At 31.0% G+C, this 18534-nt stretch carries 15 protein-coding genes and 1 other annotated feature; of the genes, 13 read left to right on the plus strand and 2 right to left on the minus strand.

The genetic code is table 11. The features are described 5' to 3' along the window. Positions 1-10 precede the first annotated feature (10 nt). From KQ51_RS04400 to citX, 7 genes are all read left to right on the plus strand, one after another. Positions 11-1474 carry a methylaspartate mutase subunit E gene (locus KQ51_RS04400; RefSeq protein WP_038469381.1) on the plus strand — a complete coding sequence of 488 codons (1464 nt, stop codon included), beginning with the start codon at positions 11-13 and terminating at the stop codon, positions 1472-1474. A gap of 4 nt (positions 1475-1478) precedes the next feature. Continuing rightward, a complete protein-coding gene (locus tag KQ51_RS04405) occupies positions 1479-2732 on the plus strand; it encodes a methylaspartate ammonia-lyase (protein ID WP_038469383.1) in 1254 nt (417 codons plus the stop codon). A gap of 8 nt (positions 2733-2740) precedes the next feature. After that, positions 2741-2995, plus strand: a complete 255-nt coding sequence (citD, locus tag KQ51_RS04410) for a citrate lyase acyl carrier protein (RefSeq protein WP_038469386.1) — start codon at positions 2741-2743, stop codon at positions 2993-2995. After that, complete coding sequence (locus KQ51_RS04415; RefSeq protein WP_052609188.1) at positions 2988-3803, plus strand: HpcH/HpaI aldolase/citrate lyase family protein; 816 nt, start codon at positions 2988-2990, stop codon at positions 3801-3803. Before citD ends, KQ51_RS04415 begins: the two co-directional genes overlap by 8 nt. Before the next feature lie 9 nt (positions 3804-3812). Further along, positions 3813-5237 (plus strand): citrate lyase subunit alpha, encoded by a 1425-nt coding sequence (locus tag KQ51_RS04420; RefSeq protein ID WP_052609190.1) that lies wholly within the window; start codon positions 3813-3815, stop codon positions 5235-5237. Positions 5238-5310: 73 nt separating this feature from the next. Then, a complete protein-coding gene (locus KQ51_RS04425) occupies positions 5311-6330 on the plus strand; it encodes an adenylyltransferase/cytidyltransferase family protein (RefSeq protein WP_038469392.1) in 1020 nt (339 codons plus the stop codon). Continuing rightward, on the plus strand, positions 6330-7610 hold the full coding sequence (citX, locus tag KQ51_RS04430) for a citrate lyase holo-[acyl-carrier protein] synthase (protein WP_038469395.1): 1281 nt from the start codon (positions 6330-6332) through the stop codon (positions 7608-7610). The genes KQ51_RS04425 and citX overlap by 1 nt, the downstream gene beginning before the upstream one ends. Positions 7611-7687: 77 nt before the next feature. Here the strand turns inward: citX and KQ51_RS04435 are convergent, their stop codons facing one another. Further along, entirely contained in the window at positions 7688-9358 is a 1671-nt protein-coding gene (locus KQ51_RS04435; protein WP_038469398.1) for a hypothetical protein, read from the minus strand. A 220-nt stretch (positions 9359-9578) separates the two neighbouring features. On the opposite strand from KQ51_RS04435, the gene KQ51_RS04440 reads away from it, so the two are divergent. After that, positions 9579-10979: a hypothetical protein gene (locus KQ51_RS04440; RefSeq protein WP_038469401.1), complete on the plus strand. Its 1401-nt coding sequence runs from the start codon at positions 9579-9581 to the stop codon at positions 10977-10979. Positions 10980-10998: 19 nt separating this feature from the next. Here KQ51_RS04440 and KQ51_RS04445 read toward each other — a convergent pair whose 3' ends face one another. Continuing rightward, positions 10999-11937 carry a TIGR01212 family radical SAM protein gene (locus KQ51_RS04445; protein ID WP_038469404.1) on the minus strand — a complete coding sequence of 313 codons (939 nt, stop codon included), beginning with the start codon at positions 11935-11937 and terminating at the stop codon, positions 10999-11001. 70 nt (positions 11938-12007) lie between these two features. Here KQ51_RS04445 and KQ51_RS04450 point away from each other — a divergent pair, with 70 nt between their 5' ends. The 5 genes from KQ51_RS04450 to KQ51_RS04470 all read left to right on the plus strand — a co-directional run bounded on the left by KQ51_RS04450 (position 12008) and on the right by KQ51_RS04470 (position 18485). After that, complete coding sequence (locus KQ51_RS04450) at positions 12008-12820, plus strand: DUF1189 family protein (protein WP_038469407.1); 813 nt, start codon at positions 12008-12010, stop codon at positions 12818-12820. Between the two features lie 32 nt (positions 12821-12852). Further along, positions 12853-13070: a binding site (T-box leader), on the plus strand. A 40-nt stretch (positions 13071-13110) separates the two neighbouring features. After that, positions 13111-15513: a leucine--tRNA ligase gene (gene leuS / locus KQ51_RS04455; RefSeq protein ID WP_038469410.1), complete on the plus strand. Its 2403-nt coding sequence runs from the start codon at positions 13111-13113 to the stop codon at positions 15511-15513. 63 nt (positions 15514-15576) lie between these two features. Further along, positions 15577-15942: an iron chaperone gene (locus KQ51_RS04460; protein ID WP_038469413.1), complete on the plus strand. Its 366-nt coding sequence runs from the start codon at positions 15577-15579 to the stop codon at positions 15940-15942. Between the two features lie 97 nt (positions 15943-16039). Beyond that, positions 16040-17491 carry a M20/M25/M40 family metallo-hydrolase gene (locus KQ51_RS04465; RefSeq protein ID WP_038469416.1) on the plus strand — a complete coding sequence of 484 codons (1452 nt, stop codon included), beginning with the start codon at positions 16040-16042 and terminating at the stop codon, positions 17489-17491. A gap of 19 nt (positions 17492-17510) precedes the next feature. Continuing rightward, positions 17511-18485, plus strand: a complete 975-nt coding sequence (locus tag KQ51_RS04470) for a DUF3137 domain-containing protein (protein WP_038469419.1) — start codon at positions 17511-17513, stop codon at positions 18483-18485. The last annotated feature ends 49 nt before the right edge of the window (positions 18486-18534 follow it).

Below are 18534 nucleotides of genomic sequence, written 5' to 3' on the forward strand. Positions count from 1 at the left end.
TAGGAGTACAATCATGGTACAAAACAAAAAAATGCCTCTTGAGGAATTTCTTGAGATCAGAAAAGAAGTACTTAGACATTGGAAAACAGGAACTCATCCAGATTTAGATTTGGATAGAGCTGTCCAAAAACTTAAAAACTTACCAAAGGAAAAACATTTTGCTCACAAATTACGTGAAGCAAAAGCTAAAGGGATAACTTTAGTGCAACCTCGTGCCGGAGTTGCACGTTTAGATGAACATATTGAATTAATGCAATATCTACAAGATGAAGGAAAAGCAGATTTCTTACCTTCAACAATAGATTCTTATACAAGACATAACCGTTACAGTAATGCCGAAGATGGAATTCAAGAATCAGAAAAACAAGGAAGATCATTACTAAATGGATTCCCTGCTGTTAATCACGGAGTTGATGGATGTTCTAAAGTTCTAGATAGTGTTAAAGTACCTCTACAAGCACGACATGGTACACCTGATGCTAGATTATTGTCTGAAATTATCCATGCTTCAGGGTGGACAAGTAATGAAGGTGGAGGAATTAGTTATAATATTCCTTACTGTAAAAAAATATCATTAGAAGATACAATCAAATACTGGCAGTATTGTGATCGTTTAGTTGGATATTATCAAGAACATGGTGTTGAATTAAACCGTGAACCTTATGGGCCTTTAACAGGTACATTATGTCCGCCATGTATTTCTAATACTGTTGCAATAATCGAAAGTCTTCTTGCAGCTGAACAAGGTGTTAAAAATATTACAGTTGGTTACGGACAAGGTGGTAACTTAGTACAAGACATCGCAGCTCTAAGAGCACTTGAAGAGCAAACTAACCATTACTTAAAAATATTCGGATATAAAGATGTATTTGTAACAACTGTATTTCATCAATGGATGGGTGGATTCCCAGCCGATGAATCAGAAGCAGTTGCTTTAATTGGATATGCTAGTACTGTTGCTGCTTTAGGAAAAGCAACTAAAATGATTACAAAAACAACACATGAATCCTTTGGTATTCCAACAAAAGAAGCAAATGCAAAAGGATTAAAAACTTCACGATATATCACTAATTTATTAAAAGACCAAAAAACTCCTGACAGTGAAGAATTATTAGATGAAATAGCACAAATTAAATCAGAAGTTGATAGTTTAATCAGAAGTGTGGTTAAAGCAGGAAAAGGCGACATAGCCCAAGGTTCAGTAAAAGCATTTAAGGATGGTATCATTGATGTTCCATTCGCTCCATCAGAAATCAATGCAGGTAAGATTTTACCAGCACGAGATATTGATGGAAAAATTCGAATCTTAGAATTTGGGAACTTAGGTTTAACAGAAGAAATCAAAGAATTCCATCATAAGAAACTACAGGAACGTGCTGATAAACAAAACAGAAAAAAAATGGAAATTCAAATGGTTATTGATGATATTTACGCAGTAAGCATGGGTAACTTAGTAGGAGAAAAAGGAGAATAACAACATGAAAATAGTTGATATTATATGCTCTAAAAGCTTAACGGGATTCTATTTCGATGATCAAAAAGCAATAAAAGCAGGAGCAACACAAGATGGGTTTACCTATGTAGGAGATCCTGTGACAGATAAATTTACAGCTATCCGCCAAAAAGGTGAAGCAGTAAGTATTATGATAATTTTGGAAGATGGTCAAATTGGATTTGGAGATGCGACAGCTGTTCAATATAGTGGAGCTGGGGGTCGTGATCCATTATTCTTAAGTGATGATGGGATTAATACAATCAATGAATACATTAAACCATTACTGATTGGTAAAGATGTTTCTTGCTTTAAAGAGAACGCTGAGCAGATTGATAACTTAGTTATTAATGGCAATCAACTTCATACGGCTTTAAGATACGGGTTAACCCAAGCATTATTACATGCTACAGCAAAAGCTAACTCAATTACAATGCCTGAAGTAATCAGAAATGAATATAACATTAAAAACAAGAAATATACAAGAGTTCCGATGTTTGCACAATCGGGGGATGACCGTTATTCAAACGTTGATAAGATGATTATTAAAGCAGTTGAAGTAATGCCTCATGCCTTAATAAATAATATTGAAACTAAACTTGGTCACCAAGGTGAAATATTAAAAGAATATGTATCTTGGTTACGAGGTAGAGTTTTACATTTACGTCAATCAAGTGATTATCTACCAGTTTTCCATATCGATGTTTATGGAACAATTGGAACAATCTTTAACAATGATGTTGAAAAAATGTATAATTATCTTATAGAGTTAGAAGAATTAGCTCAACCATTCACTCTTCGTATTGAAGGTCCAGTTGATGCTGGAAATAGAAAAGAAACAATGGAAGCATTAAGAGATATAACAAAACTAATCAACGATAACAACCGTACCGTTGAAATCGTTGCCGATGAATGGTGTAATACTTTAGACGACGTTAAATACTTTGCGGATAATAATGCTGGACATATGCTTCAAGTTAAAACACCTGATTTAGGTGGAGTAAACAATATCATTGAAGCTCTACTATATTGTAAAGATAGAAATATTGGAGCATACAGTGGTGGTTCATGTAATGAAACCAACGTATCAGCAGAAGTAACTACTTCTATCGCAATGGCTTGTGATGCAAAACAATGCCTTGCAAAACCTGGTATGGGAACTGATGAAGGAATCATGATTGTTAACAATATGATGAATCGTACTTTAGCAATGATTGAATATAGAAATAGTAAAAAATAGGTGATAATATGAGAGCAAGCGCAGGAACATATGAATCAAGTGATTGTAATATAACTGTAGAAAAGAATGATACTTTGCAAATTAATATTGAAAGTATCGTCTTTGAACAATTTGGTGATAAAATTAAAGAAGTAATTACAAATACACTAAAAGCACATAATCTAACTAACATAAAAGTGGACATCTACGATAAAGGTGCCCTTGATTACACTGTAAAAGCTCGCTTAGAAACAGCCCTAAAAAGAGGTGGTTACATTGAGTAGAAGTTATTTATTTATCCCCGGTAATACTCCAAGCATGCTTCAAAATTTAGACGTATTTGAAGCAGATGCAGTTATCATTGATTTTGAAGACTCTGTTGTTGATTACGACAAAGATGCAGCCCGTATATTAGTAAGTAATTTTCTAAATAAATACGACTTTTCTAACACGGAAATCTTTATTAGAATTAACGATGCTCTTAGTTCAAACTTCTTAGAAGATGTTAAAGCTACAAAGGATTTACCAATTAAAGGATATGTACTACCAAAAGCCTTACCTTCTCATGTTGAGGAGCTAAGTAAACTAACTAACAAAAAAATAATTCCAATTATTGAATCACCAATGGGTGTTTTAAGAATGGAAGAAATAGCTATGCAAAAAAATATTGAAGGTATCCTATTAGGTGCTGAAGATCTAACAAAAGAATTAAATATTAAAAGAACACTACAAGGAACAGAAATATTATATACAAGAAGCAAACTAGTATTAGTATGTAATGCCTATAATATTAATTCAATTGATACACCGTGGGTTGATAAAGATAATCAAGAAGGCTTATTAGAGGACACACTTAATGCAACGAACTTAGGATTTACCTCTAAATCTTCAATCCATCCAAACCATGTTGATGTTATCAACACAGCATTTACACCAAATGAATTAGAGATTTTAGAAGCTAAACGAATTGTAAAAAAAGCTTCTGAAACAACTAAAGGTGCTTTCTCTTTAGATGGTAAGATGGTTGATTTACCAATCATTGAAAAAGCCAAAAAGACTCTAGAAAAAGCCAAAAAATATAACTTACTGTAGGTGATATTTATGGATAATAGTAAAATAATAAAACAAATAAAATTCATCAATTCTCTTGATGAATTTTTCCAAGTTATCCCCATCAATGAAAACAAAAACATCTCATTTCATCATCACCTTAGAAACGGTGATTATGTTTTGAATATGGTTTTAGATTACTATATTAAAAATCAAATAACTGATATCAACCTTTTCCCAAGTGCGATATTCCCTAGTTATACTAATATTCTAGAACTACTTAAGAATAACCAAATCAACAATATAACCACAAATTATCTAAATGGTCCGACCGCTGAATATATTACTTCAAATGGACTAAACGGAACTCTAAGAATGCAAACACATGGTGGTAGAGCACGCTCAATCATTGATGGAAAAAGCAGTATTGATATTGCCTTTATCGCATGTCCTTATGTAGATGAAAATGGTAATGGTATAGGTTATAAAGGACCTAATAAATGTGGTAGTCTAGGTTATGCTATTCCAGATAGTGAACACGCTAAAATAGTAGTGTTAGTTACTGATTATATAACTGAAGACACTATTAGTAATCCTGAGATAAAAGGTTCAAATGTTGATTATATAATTAAAGTTGATTCAATTGGAGACAATAATGGTATTGTTTCAGGAACTACCAATGTTACTACCAATCCTATCGGTGTTAAAATCGCTAAGAATACTTCAAGATTACTTCATGAACTAGGAGTAATTAAGAATGGTTTTAGTTTCCAAAGTGGAGCTGGAGGAGTTAGCTTAAGAGTAACAAAGGATGTCAAAGATATCATGATAAAAGAAAAGATTAAAGCTTCATTCTTTAGTGGTGGAATAACCAAATATCATGTCGAAATGTTAGAAGAGAACTTAGTGGAAAAACTATATGATGTTCAATGTTTTGATCTAGAAGCTATCAGCTCACTATCAAGAAATAAAGAGCATCATGCAATTAGCGCTTCAAGATACGCTAATCCTGATGATCCTAAAATGGTAGTAAAAGATTTAGATGTAGTCATTCTAGGAGCAACAGAAATTGATTATGACTTCAATGTAAATGTAACTACCGATTCTCATCAAACTCTAATTGGTGGAAGTGGTGGCCACAGTGACACTGCAAGTGAAGCTAAACTGACAGTTATTGTTTCTCCATTAATAAAAGGAAGAATTCCTATTATTAGAGACAGAGTAACAACAATAACTACTCTTGGTAAAAATGTTGATTGTTTTGTAACTGAAAGAGGAATTGCTATTAATCCAAAGAGAACTGATATATTAGAAAAATTAAAAAACACAAGATTAAATATAATAGCCATTGAAGACTTGGCTAACAAGGCTTACAGCTACACAGGAATACCTAAAGAATCAACTAACCATCAAACAAAAATCGGTGTTGTAGAAGATAGAACCTACGATATTATCGATAATATTTATAAAAAATAGGCTTTTTAAGCCTTTTTTTCATACTTTCTTCATAAATAAGTAGTATAATGGATATGGTAAAGGAGGAATAAATATGTTTAAAATCAAAGAAGTTTTATTAGAAGAAGAGAAAAACAAGCTTATTTCCTTTCTACACAAAAACAACCTTGAGTATGAATTTGACATTGATTACTCTATTCTAGTCTATGATGGTGACGAACTGGTTGCTACAAGTTCTATCGCTAATAATGTAATGAAGTGTTTTTTAGTTAGAAATGACTACAAGAACAAAAATATTACTACTTTAATGTTTCATCATTTAGAAAATATCCTTAAAACACGAGGAATGTATAATTTCTTTGTTTATACTAGTCCTAACAATGAAAAAGTATTTACTTCCTTAAACATGAAGAAAATCGTTGAAACGATGAATACCGTCCTTTTAGAGGGTGGAGACTTCATTAAAAACGTACTACATGAATTAAAATTAGAATACAATATTTCAAACAATAAAAAAGCAGCTGTAATTATCAATGCAAATCCAATGACTTTAGGACATGTCTATTTAATAGAAACAGCAGCTAAAGAAAATAAAGAAGTTTTAGTCTTTGTTGTAAGTGAAGATTTAAGTAGTTTTCCATTCAAAGATAGAATTGAAATAATCAAAGATGCGACAAAACATTTAGATAACGTTACTGTATTACCAACATTAAGTTATCTAGTATCAAAAATCACTTTCCCGAAATACTTCCTAAAAGAAGATCAATTAATCCAAGAAGAACAGACATTAGTAGATGTTTTAGTATATAAACAGTATTACAAACCAATCTTTAATATCGAGAAACGATATTTAGGCGATGAACCATTTAGTTTTAATACATCTAAATATAATCAAGTATTGAAGGATTATTTAAATTCACATATTAAGATTATCCCAAGAAAAGAAAAAAACAATAAAGCAATAAGTGCATCACTTGTCCGTAAACTCATTAAAGCTAATAAAATTGAAAAGATTAAAGATTATGTTCCTCTAGCTACATATAACTATTTAACTTCCCAAAAAGGGGAAAAGATAGTTGAAGAAATCCAAAATAAGAAACTAGGTAGACATTAATGAATGAAATCTTACAAGCAAGAGAAGTTCGTGCAAAACATATCGAAGATTTAATGATAGAATATCCAAATAAAACCGTAATAATCTTAAAAACTAATGTAGTGGGTGAAGATAAAAACCCACTACATTTAAAATTCATGTGCGCCTTTTTTAACGATATTATCTTTGATACCTTTAAAGATAAGATTCTCGTAAATGGCCATCAGTTTTCTGAAGATGGAAACTATTGTTTCTTTGTTGTCGATGAAATCGGTGCTATGGTAAAAATAAGAACTATTGAAATAGAAGAAGCAACACCACTTGGTAGATTAATAGATATTGATGTCTATCATAAAAAATCAATTACAAGACAAGATTTATCTTGTGAAATGAGAAAATGTTTAATTTGTGATAACTATGCTCATCTCTGCGCTAGACAGCAAAAACATCCACAAATAGAAATCCATAATAAGATGGAAGAGATTATCCACAATTTCTTAAAGGAATACGTCACAAATATAACCATAAAAGCTATCTATAGTGAATTAGAACTATACCCTAAATTTGGGTTAGTATCTCATATCGATAGTGGGTGTCATAACGATATGGATTATGAAACATTCATTAAAAGCACATTCGCAATTAAGAAGTATCTAATTGAGTATGTTGAAGTAGGGTTGGAAAAAGAGTTTGATCCACTTCGACTTCAAAAAATAGGACTTCGAGCTGAAAAAAGAATGTACAAAGCTACAAAGGGAGTTAACACCCATAAAGGTCTGATCTTCTTACTCGGAATATTCCTCCCAGCATTAACCAAAACAATTATACTAAATGAATCAAAAGCCTATCTAAAAGAGCAAATAAAAGACATTACAAAAACAATTGTTGGTGATTATTATAGTAATCTAGAGAGTAAAGAAGAATTAAGTAACGCTGATAAAATATTCATGGAAACAGGACTTAAAGGTATTAGAGGTGAGGCACTAGAAGGTTTAGAGTTAATCTTTACAATACCTGAATACAAAGATTACGATATGAATATAACTCACCATAATTACTTAATACATTTAATGAGCGAATTAAATGATACTACAATAATTCATAAAACAAATCAGAAAACATTAGATGAAGTACAACATTCAATGAAAGAAATTATTAACAACAATGGGTATGAAAGCAACAAAGAACTAGTTCATAAAATCAGTGATGAATATCAAACAAAGTGCATATCTCCTGGAGGTAGTGCAGATATGTTGGTTGTTAAAATCATTTATGAGGATTTGAAAAAACTAATCAAATAATTTGCTGTAAATTAAAAGTGAATCCCCAGTAAGTAGCACTAGGGGATTCACTTTTTTATTATTCTTTTGAACTATATTTAATCGTTATCTCTAAAAATACTATCAAATGTACTATGCTTTTCATAATTAGTTATAGGCACAAATAAGAACAATGCTATAAATATACTATAACGGATGAGTATATTTATCATGTTAATTCTTAACCTAGTTTCATTTCCTACAAAGTTGTATGTTGTTAACTCATAGGTTAATTCTGAGCTCAAACTATCTTTATCAAAGACTGATATTGTTGTATGATTATCTGAGTTTACAAAATACTCATTCTCATTGTAAATCAGAAAACCATCATAACTATCATTAGATTTCTTCATTGAAAAAACTACTAAGTTCTCATTAAGTTTGCGTGTTTTATCCTGATATGAGAACTGATAGTGATTATATAAGATACCATTAAATATTGGAATGATTTTATCATCTACATTTATTGTAATAGATTCCTCGACAGTAGTTTCATTTTTGGCAATGTTAATTATTGCCTCATCGCTCTTATAGACAATCTGATATAAGGTTCCCGATGACACATCATAGAACGGTACGGCGTTCTCTACGATTTTAAATATTTCGGTGCTTTCAAAATAGTTTGTATAATTTTCCTCATCTTTAATAAACAACTGGTTATTTATTATCTCTAGATCCTGATCTAATATTATTTCTATTGTTTCAAAAACAGTGTTTAGTAATAAGTAAGATTGATTGTCTTCCTTTACCAAGTAAAACTTTATCCCATCATTAATTATATATCCTGTCATTTTGTCTTCTGTACCTGAAACTATAGTTACATCATTACCAACATATCTATACAAACCAGAACTAGAAGGTATGATATTGCTGTTTGATATATATAATCTGCTATTATTTCCTAAGTCTTCTTTATTCTCTTCAGATAGTTGGTAGTATTTCATACCTGGGACAAGGATGCTTTCACTGTAATCAAGAACTACTAAGTATTCAATATTATCCTCATCTTTAATCAATAAACGAGTACTGTTAATTAAGCCGTTATCTTCTACAGTTATTATAGAGTCTATGATCATAACTTGATTCCAATCAAAAACATTTTCTCTATCAATTTTTTCAATATAATATGTGTTCTCAGGATCAATTTTTACTTGCACATATGCTTTTGTTGTTAAGAAAAATATCACTATAGCTAATGATACAGCAAATGCATAAGAAAAATAAGCTACAAGTTTAGTTAAGTGATATGACATTTCCAACTTAAGTTCAATATAATCCCATAGTGGTAAGGGTACTTTTTTCATCCAATAGGATAAAACAAATAATACAAAAGTACTTAGAACTGAAAATAGAATTGCCAGCAAACTGGTCGAGGCATCTCTATATATATACATAAAAACTAAGAACAAAACGATAGTTGTCATCTGTATGACAACATTATTCTTTAATGTCTCATATACAACAGGTATGTCCTGGTCCTGATCTTTATTTAGCAATAAATGTATTAGCGTGCTACCTATGAGTAATCCAATAAATAGCAAAGGAAAATAGAACCTCTGATTAATAATCAAACTTAAAAATATCATCATAAAAGAATAAGTTTTAACTATATCTATTATAGAATAAAGAAGAAAGTTCTCATGGATAGAGTTAGTAGCAGTTCTCTTATTAAACAATAGTGTAGTAAAAATAGCTAGTAGTAATGGTGCAATCCAAATAAATAATGTCATAATTAATCCCCTTTCAATAAAAAAACGACTTGCAACAGACCTTACACATATATTATACCATTTCTATGGAATTTTACTTAGAACACTTGATAATCAGTTATATAGCCAATATAGAAGGCGTTAATGGTCTTTACAAGCATCAAAATAAAAGATTATATATTGTTACAATTTATGTTATAATTTTACTTGAGTAAAAATACTAGATGAAGAGGGATAACATATGAAAAAAGTAGTTTCGGTTTTACTTATAATTGTTGTGATGACAATATCATCGTGCAATTTAAGTGGTAATAAAAAGATTGACTTTTCAAATTTACATGTAAACTTTAATAATGCAAGTTTTATTGGAACAAGTTCTTCTGTTGAGAAGGAAAAGAATGCATATAATATTACTACAGTTAGTGCAGATTCAGAAACGGAGCCAGAACCAGAACCAGAGAGATTAGTAACCGTTAATGAAAATGGGGAAGTAAGCATAGTAGATTTTTACAATGAGGATAATAAAGTAGTTGAAGTTGATAATAGTATTCTGTATTTAGAAGTTGTTGCAAACTACTCCTTTGTTTTTTACTATACTGGAAATGATTTTGAGAGTATAGAAAACGATTTTAAGTATATAGTAATGGATACAAAACTTGAAGAGCCTTTAAACGGGTTCTTATATAATCTTCAAATTATAGATTCAAATTTAGATAGAGAAACATTCTTGTCTAGAATGATATCTGATAGTCATCCAGATGGTGATATTCAGGGGATTATCATTCATAACATTTCAGGAAAAGTATTCGACTTAAACAAAATGAATTCTGAGCAAATGTCTGAAACAACTCAGGATGGGAATGTTTTTGGTGTACAAATAATGAAGACTCTCTTTGATGGGGATACATTCTATTTTGCTTACTATAGCGAATCTTTTCACTTCTCAAAGTTTGTTTTTAATACAGATACAAACGAGTTAGATGTTACTGATTTCACAACTGAGGTTGAATTAGTGCCGTTGTTTATAACTAGCGCGGGAGTTTTAGGCTACAGACAGGCTGAGATGAATCATGCCATGCTAGGTGATTTTAGTACTTTTGTTGATCTCGGAGAAGATTATGTTCAACATATATACGAGTATGACAATGAGATTTTCTTGTTTAGAAGTAACAGTGTCGAGAAATTCAATATGACCTTTCAAAAAGTGGATTCTTTTGAATTTGGTGAAACTAGTGTTGGTTCTGAATATTTTAAAATACCAGTTTATCAAGATCAGAATCTAGTTTACTTCCTAAATGGTAACTACATTAATATTTTCAATCTAGATTCATTACAAATAGAAAATTCAATCGAACTAAAAGACGGAGTTATTGAGTTCGCAAAAATTGATAACAAGTTATTTTTGCTTACTTTATCGGAAATATATAGATATGATTTCGAATTGGATGAATTAGAATTACTATATGAAGGTAATATAGGACGTGATGAAGAAATACTTCTTGAAAACTCATATATCAATCTAAAAATAGCAAATAATCTTAGTACAACTGAGGTGTCAATCAACATTGTAACAGGAGATGTCTATGTTGGTAATGAAGAAAAACCAGTTGTTACTGTAACAAACATCCAACCATTAAACTAATCAAAAAAAAGAGCGAAGATTATTCTTCGCTCTTATATTTTATACCTTGATAACTATCTTTTTTTCTCAATTCCTTATCTATTTCATTCATAACGATGAATTTCTTTAAACTCCACTTAGGCTCTATTAGAAGTTCCTTAGGACTATCACCTGTAATCCTATGGATGATTGTATTAGGATCTAAGATTTCTATCTGAGCTACTACGATATCCACATATTCTTCTAAAGATAAGACTTTAAAAGGTTCATTTAAATACATATGTCCTAATTTAGTTTTTTTCATAATATGTAATAAATGAATTTTGATGCCTTGAATATCTAAAGTATTTATAAACTTAACTGTTTCAAGCATGTCTTCTTTAGTTTCGATATGGAAACCATTGATAATATGAATTACAACATTGATATTTCTTTTTCTTAATTCTTTTACTGCTATTGTGAAACATTCTAATGAATGAGCACGATTGATAAACTCACTTGTTTTTTCATGAATTGATTGTAATCCTAGTTCTACTTGAAGGAAAGTTTTATCATTTAATTCACTAAGTAGATCATAAGTTTCTTCATCTAGTGCATCACATCTTGTTGCAATACTTAAACCAACAATATTAGGGTCTAAACTAATTGCCTTATAATATAATTTTCTAAGTTTATCGATGGGTCCATATGTATTAGTATTTGCCTGGAAATATGCGATATAAAAAGCGTCTTTCCATTTCATACTCATCATATCTTTTACTTGTTTAAACTGGGTTTCCAAAGAATCATTCTTATCACCAGCAAAGTCGCCACTACCGCTTTCTGTGCAAAAAACACAACCACCAGTAGCTTTAGTTCCATCTAGATTCGGACAAGTAAAATTACCATTTAATGATACCTTGAAAACCTTCTTACCAAATTTGTCTCGATAGAAAGCATTTAATGTGTTGTATGGTTTCTCTTTTGTCATTAAATTCATAATCTCACCTCTTCATCATTTTAACACAAAATATGAAAAAACTATGTTATAATAATTCAAGGTGATGAAAATGTATACAAGATTTTATAATAGTATTATCTCTCCAAGGAATATCGTGAATTTTAAAGACGACTCACTTTTTAAAGTGTTTCTTTATATATTGTTTTTTGCTTTACTATTAAGTACAAGAATGACAATTGACATTATTACCTTTGATGGAATAAATCAAAGGACTAAAGAAGCAGTACAAGAAGAATTCGTGGATGTTAACGAGACATGTATGATTGTTGATAGTAGTTTAGAATGTGGTGCGAAAGAATCAACATTTGTTTATCAAACGGTTATGGTTACTTTCTTTACTGATTCATTTGATAATTGGAACCCAAGTATTTACCAAGAAACTGGATATAATATGGTTATACATGGTGAGACTTTACATGTTGTAATTTCAGGACAAGATCTATTCCAAGTACCTGTTAGTGAGTTACCTTCAGGAATTCAAAACTTAGATTTTGGTTTATATGAAACAGATCAAGAAGCTTTCTTTGATGCTATCTTTGATGCAACTGATTCATATTTAATAAGTACAAAAACAGCATGGGGAGCTGGAATGATAGTATTTGATTTCCTAACAAATCTAGTTATGTTTATGATCTTTATCCTATTAAGCTCGTGGATGCTTAGAATGCGTTTTAGAGAGGTTAAGTTCAAACAACTATTCACAATGACAGCATACTCATCAACTGCTTTATATATAATCCTTATTCTAAATAGTCTATATAACTTGAACTTCTTCTTAGTAATAATTTTATTGTTTGTAGCTATTAGACAAAATTCACAACTAAGTATGGAATTATACAAGAGATTACGTAAAAAGCCTTGATAAGGAAAATACCATATGTTATCATACATTATAGAAATACTGTGAACTAGAAGTAGTAGTAAAAAGAAGACTTATAGAGACCTAAATAGTGCTGGAAATTTAGGAGTTAGTAATTTTATGAATTAGTCTAGGGAGTTGTGTACGTGCAGGTAAGTCAAGCGTGCATCGTTAACTCACGTTAAGAGTTTAAAGAGTCTAGTCTAACTAGAAACCAAGGTGGTACCGCGGACATTATAAGTTCGTCCTTATTTTAGGACGGGCTTTTTTTATATCTAAAAGGAGTGAGAAAGATGGAATACAATCACAAAAGTGTTGAAGCTAAATGGCAAAAACATTGGTATGAAAAGAAACGTTTTAGAGCGATTGATTTTGATTCAAAACCAAAATGTTATAATCTTGTAGAATTCCCATATCCAAGTGGAGTAGGAATGCATGTGGGACATATTAGAGCTTACGCAAGTTTGGAAATTGTCTCAAGAAAACGAAGAATGGAAGGATATAATGTATTATTCCCAATCGGGTTTGATGCGTTTGGTTTACCTACAGAAAACTACGCAATTAAAACCAACACTCATCCTCGTGAAGTTACTGATACTAATATCAAAACCTTTTTAAATCAATTACAGCAAACTGGTTTCAGTTTTGATTTTGATCGTACTGTTGATACAACAGATAAAGATTACTATAGATGGACTCAATGGATTTTTGTTCAATTATTTAAAAAAGGGTTAGCTTTTAGAGATAAAACATATGTAAACTACTGTCCAAGTTGTAAAGTAGTTCTTTCTAATGAAGACTCACAAGGTGGAAAATGTGACCGTTGTGGAACTCCTGTTGTTCAAAAAGAAAAAGATGTTTGGTTCTTAAAAATAACTGAATACGCTGAAAAATTACTTCAAGGTTTGAATGATCTTGAAACACTTCCTCGTATAAAAATTGAACAGGAAAACTGGATTGGAAAATCAACTGGAGCTCATGTTGATTTTACAGTGAAAGATACAGACGAAGTTATGCAAGTATATACAACTCGTCCTGATACATTGTTTGGAGCTACGTTTATGGTTATTGCTCCAGAACATGATATCTTAAAACGTCAAGAAGTACGTATTAAGAATATGGATGAAGTGAAAGCTTATCAAGTAGAAGCTAGAAAGAAAACAGAATTTGAAAGAGTAGAATTAGCTAAGGATAAAACAGGTGTTCGTCTTGATGGACTTACCGCTATTAATCCAGTTAATGATCAAGAAATTCCTATTTTTGTTGCTGATTATGTCATGATTGGTTATGGTACAGGTGCTATTATGGCAGTACCAGCTCATGATTCAAGAGACTATGAATTCGCTACTAAATTTGGTTGTGAAATCATTGAAGTTATTAGTGGTGGAGACATAACAAAAGAAGCATATACTGATACTAATGAAGGAACACTAGTTAACTCTGGTATTATTGATGGACTTAGTGTAAAAGATGCCAAAGTTAAAATTCTAGAATTCCTCGAAGAAAAAGAAATAGGTAAAAAAGCTACTAACTATAAAATGAAGGATTGGGCATTCAACCGCCAACGTTATTGGGGAGAACCAATTCCAATCATTCATTGTGAAGATTGTGGAATGGTTCATATACCTGAAAATGAATTACCATTAATTCTTCCTGAAGTTGAAAATTTTGAACCAGGAGAAGATGGACAAAGTCCTCTAGCTAACATTCCTGAATTTGTTAACACAACATGTCCTAAATGCGGAAAACCAGCTAAAAGAGAAACTGACACAATGCCGCAATGGGCAGGTAGTTCATGGTATTTCTTAAGATATGCTGATCCTAAAAATGAAGAGGTTTTAGCAGATTTTGATAAACTAAAATATTGGCTACAAGTTGATTGGTATAACGGTGGAATGGAACATGTTACTCGACACGTTATCTACTCAAGATTCTGGCATCATTTCCTATATGATATTGGAGCAGTCCCTACAAAAGAACCATATAAAAAACGTACAGCACAAGGTTTAATCCTTGGAGAAGATGGCGACAAAATGTCAAAATCTAAAGGTAACGTTGTTAACCCAATTGAAATAATTGAAGAATTTGGTGCAGACACATTACGTTTATATATCCTCTTTATTGGGGATTATGAACAAGCAACTCCATGGAATCCTAATGGAGTAAAAGGGTCTCGTAGATTCCTAGATAAACTAGCTCGTTTAGAAGATAAACTTTCAGATAAACCAAATGACAATTATCAAACAGAACTTCATAAAACAATTAAGAGTGTTGGCGAAGATATCGAGAATGTTAAATTCAATACCGCTATTGCTAAACTAATGAGTTTAGTGAACGTTCTAGGTAAAGAGACATATGTGAATAAAGAAGATTATGAGAAAGTTCTTAAAATTGTTTATCCATTTGCACCTCACATTTGTGAGGAAATATGGGAAAAATTAGGTCATAAAGAAGATATGGTATTTGCTAGTTGGCCTGAGTATGACGAATCTAAATTAGTCTCTTCGACCATTGAAATAGTAGTATCTATTAATGGTAAAGTAAGAGATAAAATAGTTATATCTGTTGATATGGCAAAAGACGAAATATTAGCACTAGCTAAAAAAGCAGAGAAGATCATCCCTCAAATTGAAGGTAAGCAAATCTTTAAAGAAATATATGTACCAAATAAATTAGTAAACCTAGTTGTAAAATAAAAAGAGTCGAGAGACTCTTTTTTTTTGTATAATAGAAATATAGACTAAGAAAGGTTGTTACATATGGAAAAGTACAATTCATTTGAAGAATACATTAAACCTCAATCCCAAAGAGGAAGAGAAATGTTAATTGAATTAAGATCGTTAATTTTAGAGGCAGCACCTAACGTTATTGAATCTATGGGTTATGGTTCTCCTGCATTTGACCTTATACCTAATGCAAAACTTAACGACAAAATTATGCTTGGTGGGTTTAAAAATCATGTAAGTTTCTATCCTCATAAAGATACAATTAAGGTATTCAAAGAAGAATTAATACCTTATAAAGTATTAGAATCTACCATTCAGTTCTCGTATAAAAAGGATATTCCAAAAGACTTAGTTAAGAGAATGGTTATACACAGATTCAATAAAGTTAATCAAAAATAAAAATACTTAGCACTATAGGTATTTTTATTTTCTACAATTACACTCTTAAAGTGTTATAATAATAATTAGGAGCAACACATAAAAAGGGGGCAACACCATGATTTTCATATACATAGTTTTAGGTCTTTTAGGGGTATTAATAGTATTATTGCTTATTGCTTTGATAAATTCATTTATGATTAAGGATAAGAATAATGATATAAAACCTTTAGATATAGACAAAGAAAAAACTGAGGAGTATGCAAAAGAATTTAGCAGAATGATTCAAGTGAAAACAATTTCTTATTCTCAAGAAGAGAACAATGTCGAATCATTTGATGAACTCCAAGTACTAATGAAAGAACTATTTCCAAACGTATATAAAACTGTTGATGAAACTGTTTTTGACAGTCGCGCACTACTTCTTAAATGGCCAGGTAAAAATAGTGAAAAACCAATGGTTCTAATGGCTCATCAAGATGTAGTACCTGCTAATAAAAATGATTGGAACCATGATCCATTTAGTGGTGACATCACAAAAGAAGATATTCATGGTCGTGGAACACTTGATACTAAATGTACGCTATATGCTTTCTTTAAAGCAGTAGATGAACTAATAGCAACAGGTTATGTTCCAGAACAAGATGTTTACTTATCAAGTTCATCAGATGAAGAAACAAGTGGAACTGGGGCATTGTCTAGTGTTGAGTATTTAACTGAAAAAGGAATTAAACCATACTTCGTATTAGATGAAGGTGGAGCAATAGTTACAGGAGCTTTACCATCAGTAAGTAAACCATTAGCTTTAATTGGGGTACTAGAAAAAGGGTATGTCAATTTTACAATCAAAGCCATAAGTAAAGGTGGACATTCATCAACACCAGCTAAGAATTCACCAATCGCTAGATTGAGTGCATTTGTCAATGATGTTGAAACTAAGTTCCCATTAAAAACAAAAATGATTCCTGAAGTTAGAGATATGTTTATAAATGCTGCACCAGCAATGAGTGGACCTTACCGTTATCTATTTGGGAATATGTGGTTGTTTAAACCTTTAATTACATTTTTATTACCAAAGATAAATCCATTTGGTAGAGCATTATTATCAACTACAATTGCCTTTACAATGCAAAAAGGTAGTGACGCAGAAAATGTTATTCCTAGTGAAGCTTATGTTATGGCAAACCTAAGATTACATCCGATTCAAGGGATTAAGGATACTTATGAAGTTCTAAATAATATAGCTAAAAAACATGATCTAACTATCGAAGTTTCAGGAGATAGAGATGCGTCACCAATATCAAAAACAGATAATGATGTATATAAATACTTAACAGAAACAATCATTAAAAACTTCCCTGACGTTTTAGTTAGTCCTTACATAATGTTAGGAAGTAGCGATTGCCGTTTCTTTAGTGAAATAACTGATAGTGCATATCGTTTTAGTCCCACCAGACTAGACAATGAAGAGTTAAGTAAAATGCATGGTAAAAATGAATCAATTAGAAAATCAACAATCACAGAAGCGGTTAATTTTTACAAAGATATAATAGTTAACTATAATTTATAAATTATAAGGGGATAAAGAGATGAAAGAAGATAATAAAGTAGAATCAGATACTTTTAAGAATATGAGAGTGAAAGATGATTACTTCGATGTTGATAAACTTTGGGGTAACAAGAGTAGAGAAAAACATCAAGCTGAAGCAAAAGCAAAGGCTGAAAAAGATGCAACTGAAACAAAGTTCTCTGAGAATGGTGGTAGTTATGCAACTATTACATCGGGGATATTCCTTATAGTAATAGGGCTATTTATTCCTTTTGGAATACTATTGATAATTGGTGGGGTCATTGTAATAGGTAATGGCGCTTCAAAATTATCTAAAACGAATGATAACTATAAGGCAATTGAAACAGAAATTCAAATCGAAATTGATGAAGATCAATCAAACTCTTTACAAGAGTTACTTGATACTCATTTACCTCAAAATCTATTTTACCCAAAAGGTGGCTACTCGGATAATGAGTTAATTGAAACTGGGTTATACGAATTCAATTCAATTAAATCTTGTCGTGACTTTTATATTAGTAAGATAGATGGGATTAATATTAGACACGCAATTGTGTATGACTACAAAACAAAAGATATTGCTATTCCCTTAAAACAACTTTCATCGGTCTATGAATTGAGCATTAAAGATGTTTTCAGTCAAGATACCATATTTAAGAAGTCTAAGTCGTTAGTTCCAAATGAGTATAAGATTATTAGAACCACTAATTCATTCTTTAATTTGCAATTTGACACTTATGTTAAAGAAGAGGGTAACGAAGTTGATTTATCTGAGAAACTAAGAGAAGTATTGGTTAATCTTGATTCAAAGTTACTTGGTAATGTTGAATACTCATATATAAGAAATAGATTATATATCAAGATAAAATACAAAGAAAAGATGTTTATGCCTAACGATAAAGATTCAAACACAGATAAATTTAGTTATGCACCCCAATTTACTCATCAACTAGAATTGTTGAAGAATTTTATTATCGAACTAAAAAGCATATAATCAGCTAAATACATTATTAGATTCTAAAGAGAAATTACGAGTATATAAA

The sequence above is a fragment of the Candidatus Izimaplasma bacterium HR1 genome, assembly GCA_000755705.1.
GTDB lineage: Bacteria > Bacillota_I > Bacilli_A > Izemoplasmatales > Izemoplasmataceae > Xianfuyuplasma.

Bases quoted from the DNA above. Each gene is read 5' to 3' on its own strand.
- KQ51_RS04405 (WP_038469383.1), top strand. From the start codon at position 1,479: ATGAAAATAGTTGATATTATATGCTCTAAAAGCTTAACGGGATTCTAT.
- citD (WP_038469386.1), top strand. From the start codon at position 2,741: ATGAGAGCAAGCGCAGGAACATATGAATCAAGTGATTGTAATATAACT.
- KQ51_RS04420 (WP_052609190.1), top strand. From the start codon at position 3,813: ATGGATAATAGTAAAATAATAAAACAAATAAAATTCATCAATTCTCTT.
- KQ51_RS04425 (WP_038469392.1), top strand. From the start codon at position 5,311: ATGTTTAAAATCAAAGAAGTTTTATTAGAAGAAGAGAAAAACAAGCTT.
- citX (WP_038469395.1), top strand. From the start codon at position 6,330: ATGAATGAAATCTTACAAGCAAGAGAAGTTCGTGCAAAACATATCGAA.
- KQ51_RS04435 (WP_038469398.1), bottom strand. From the start codon at position 9,358: ATGACATTATTTATTTGGATTGCACCATTACTACTAGCTATTTTTACT.
- KQ51_RS04440 (WP_038469401.1), top strand. From the start codon at position 9,579: ATGAAAAAAGTAGTTTCGGTTTTACTTATAATTGTTGTGATGACAATA.
- KQ51_RS04445 (WP_038469404.1), bottom strand. From the start codon at position 11,937: ATGAATTTAATGACAAAAGAGAAACCATACAACACATTAAATGCTTTC.
- KQ51_RS04450 (WP_038469407.1), top strand. From the start codon at position 12,008: ATGTATACAAGATTTTATAATAGTATTATCTCTCCAAGGAATATCGTG.
- leuS (WP_038469410.1), top strand. From the start codon at position 13,111: ATGGAATACAATCACAAAAGTGTTGAAGCTAAATGGCAAAAACATTGG.
- KQ51_RS04460 (WP_038469413.1), top strand. From the start codon at position 15,577: ATGGAAAAGTACAATTCATTTGAAGAATACATTAAACCTCAATCCCAA.
- KQ51_RS04465 (WP_038469416.1), top strand. From the start codon at position 16,040: ATGATTTTCATATACATAGTTTTAGGTCTTTTAGGGGTATTAATAGTA.
- KQ51_RS04470 (WP_038469419.1), top strand. From the start codon at position 17,511: ATGAAAGAAGATAATAAAGTAGAATCAGATACTTTTAAGAATATGAGA.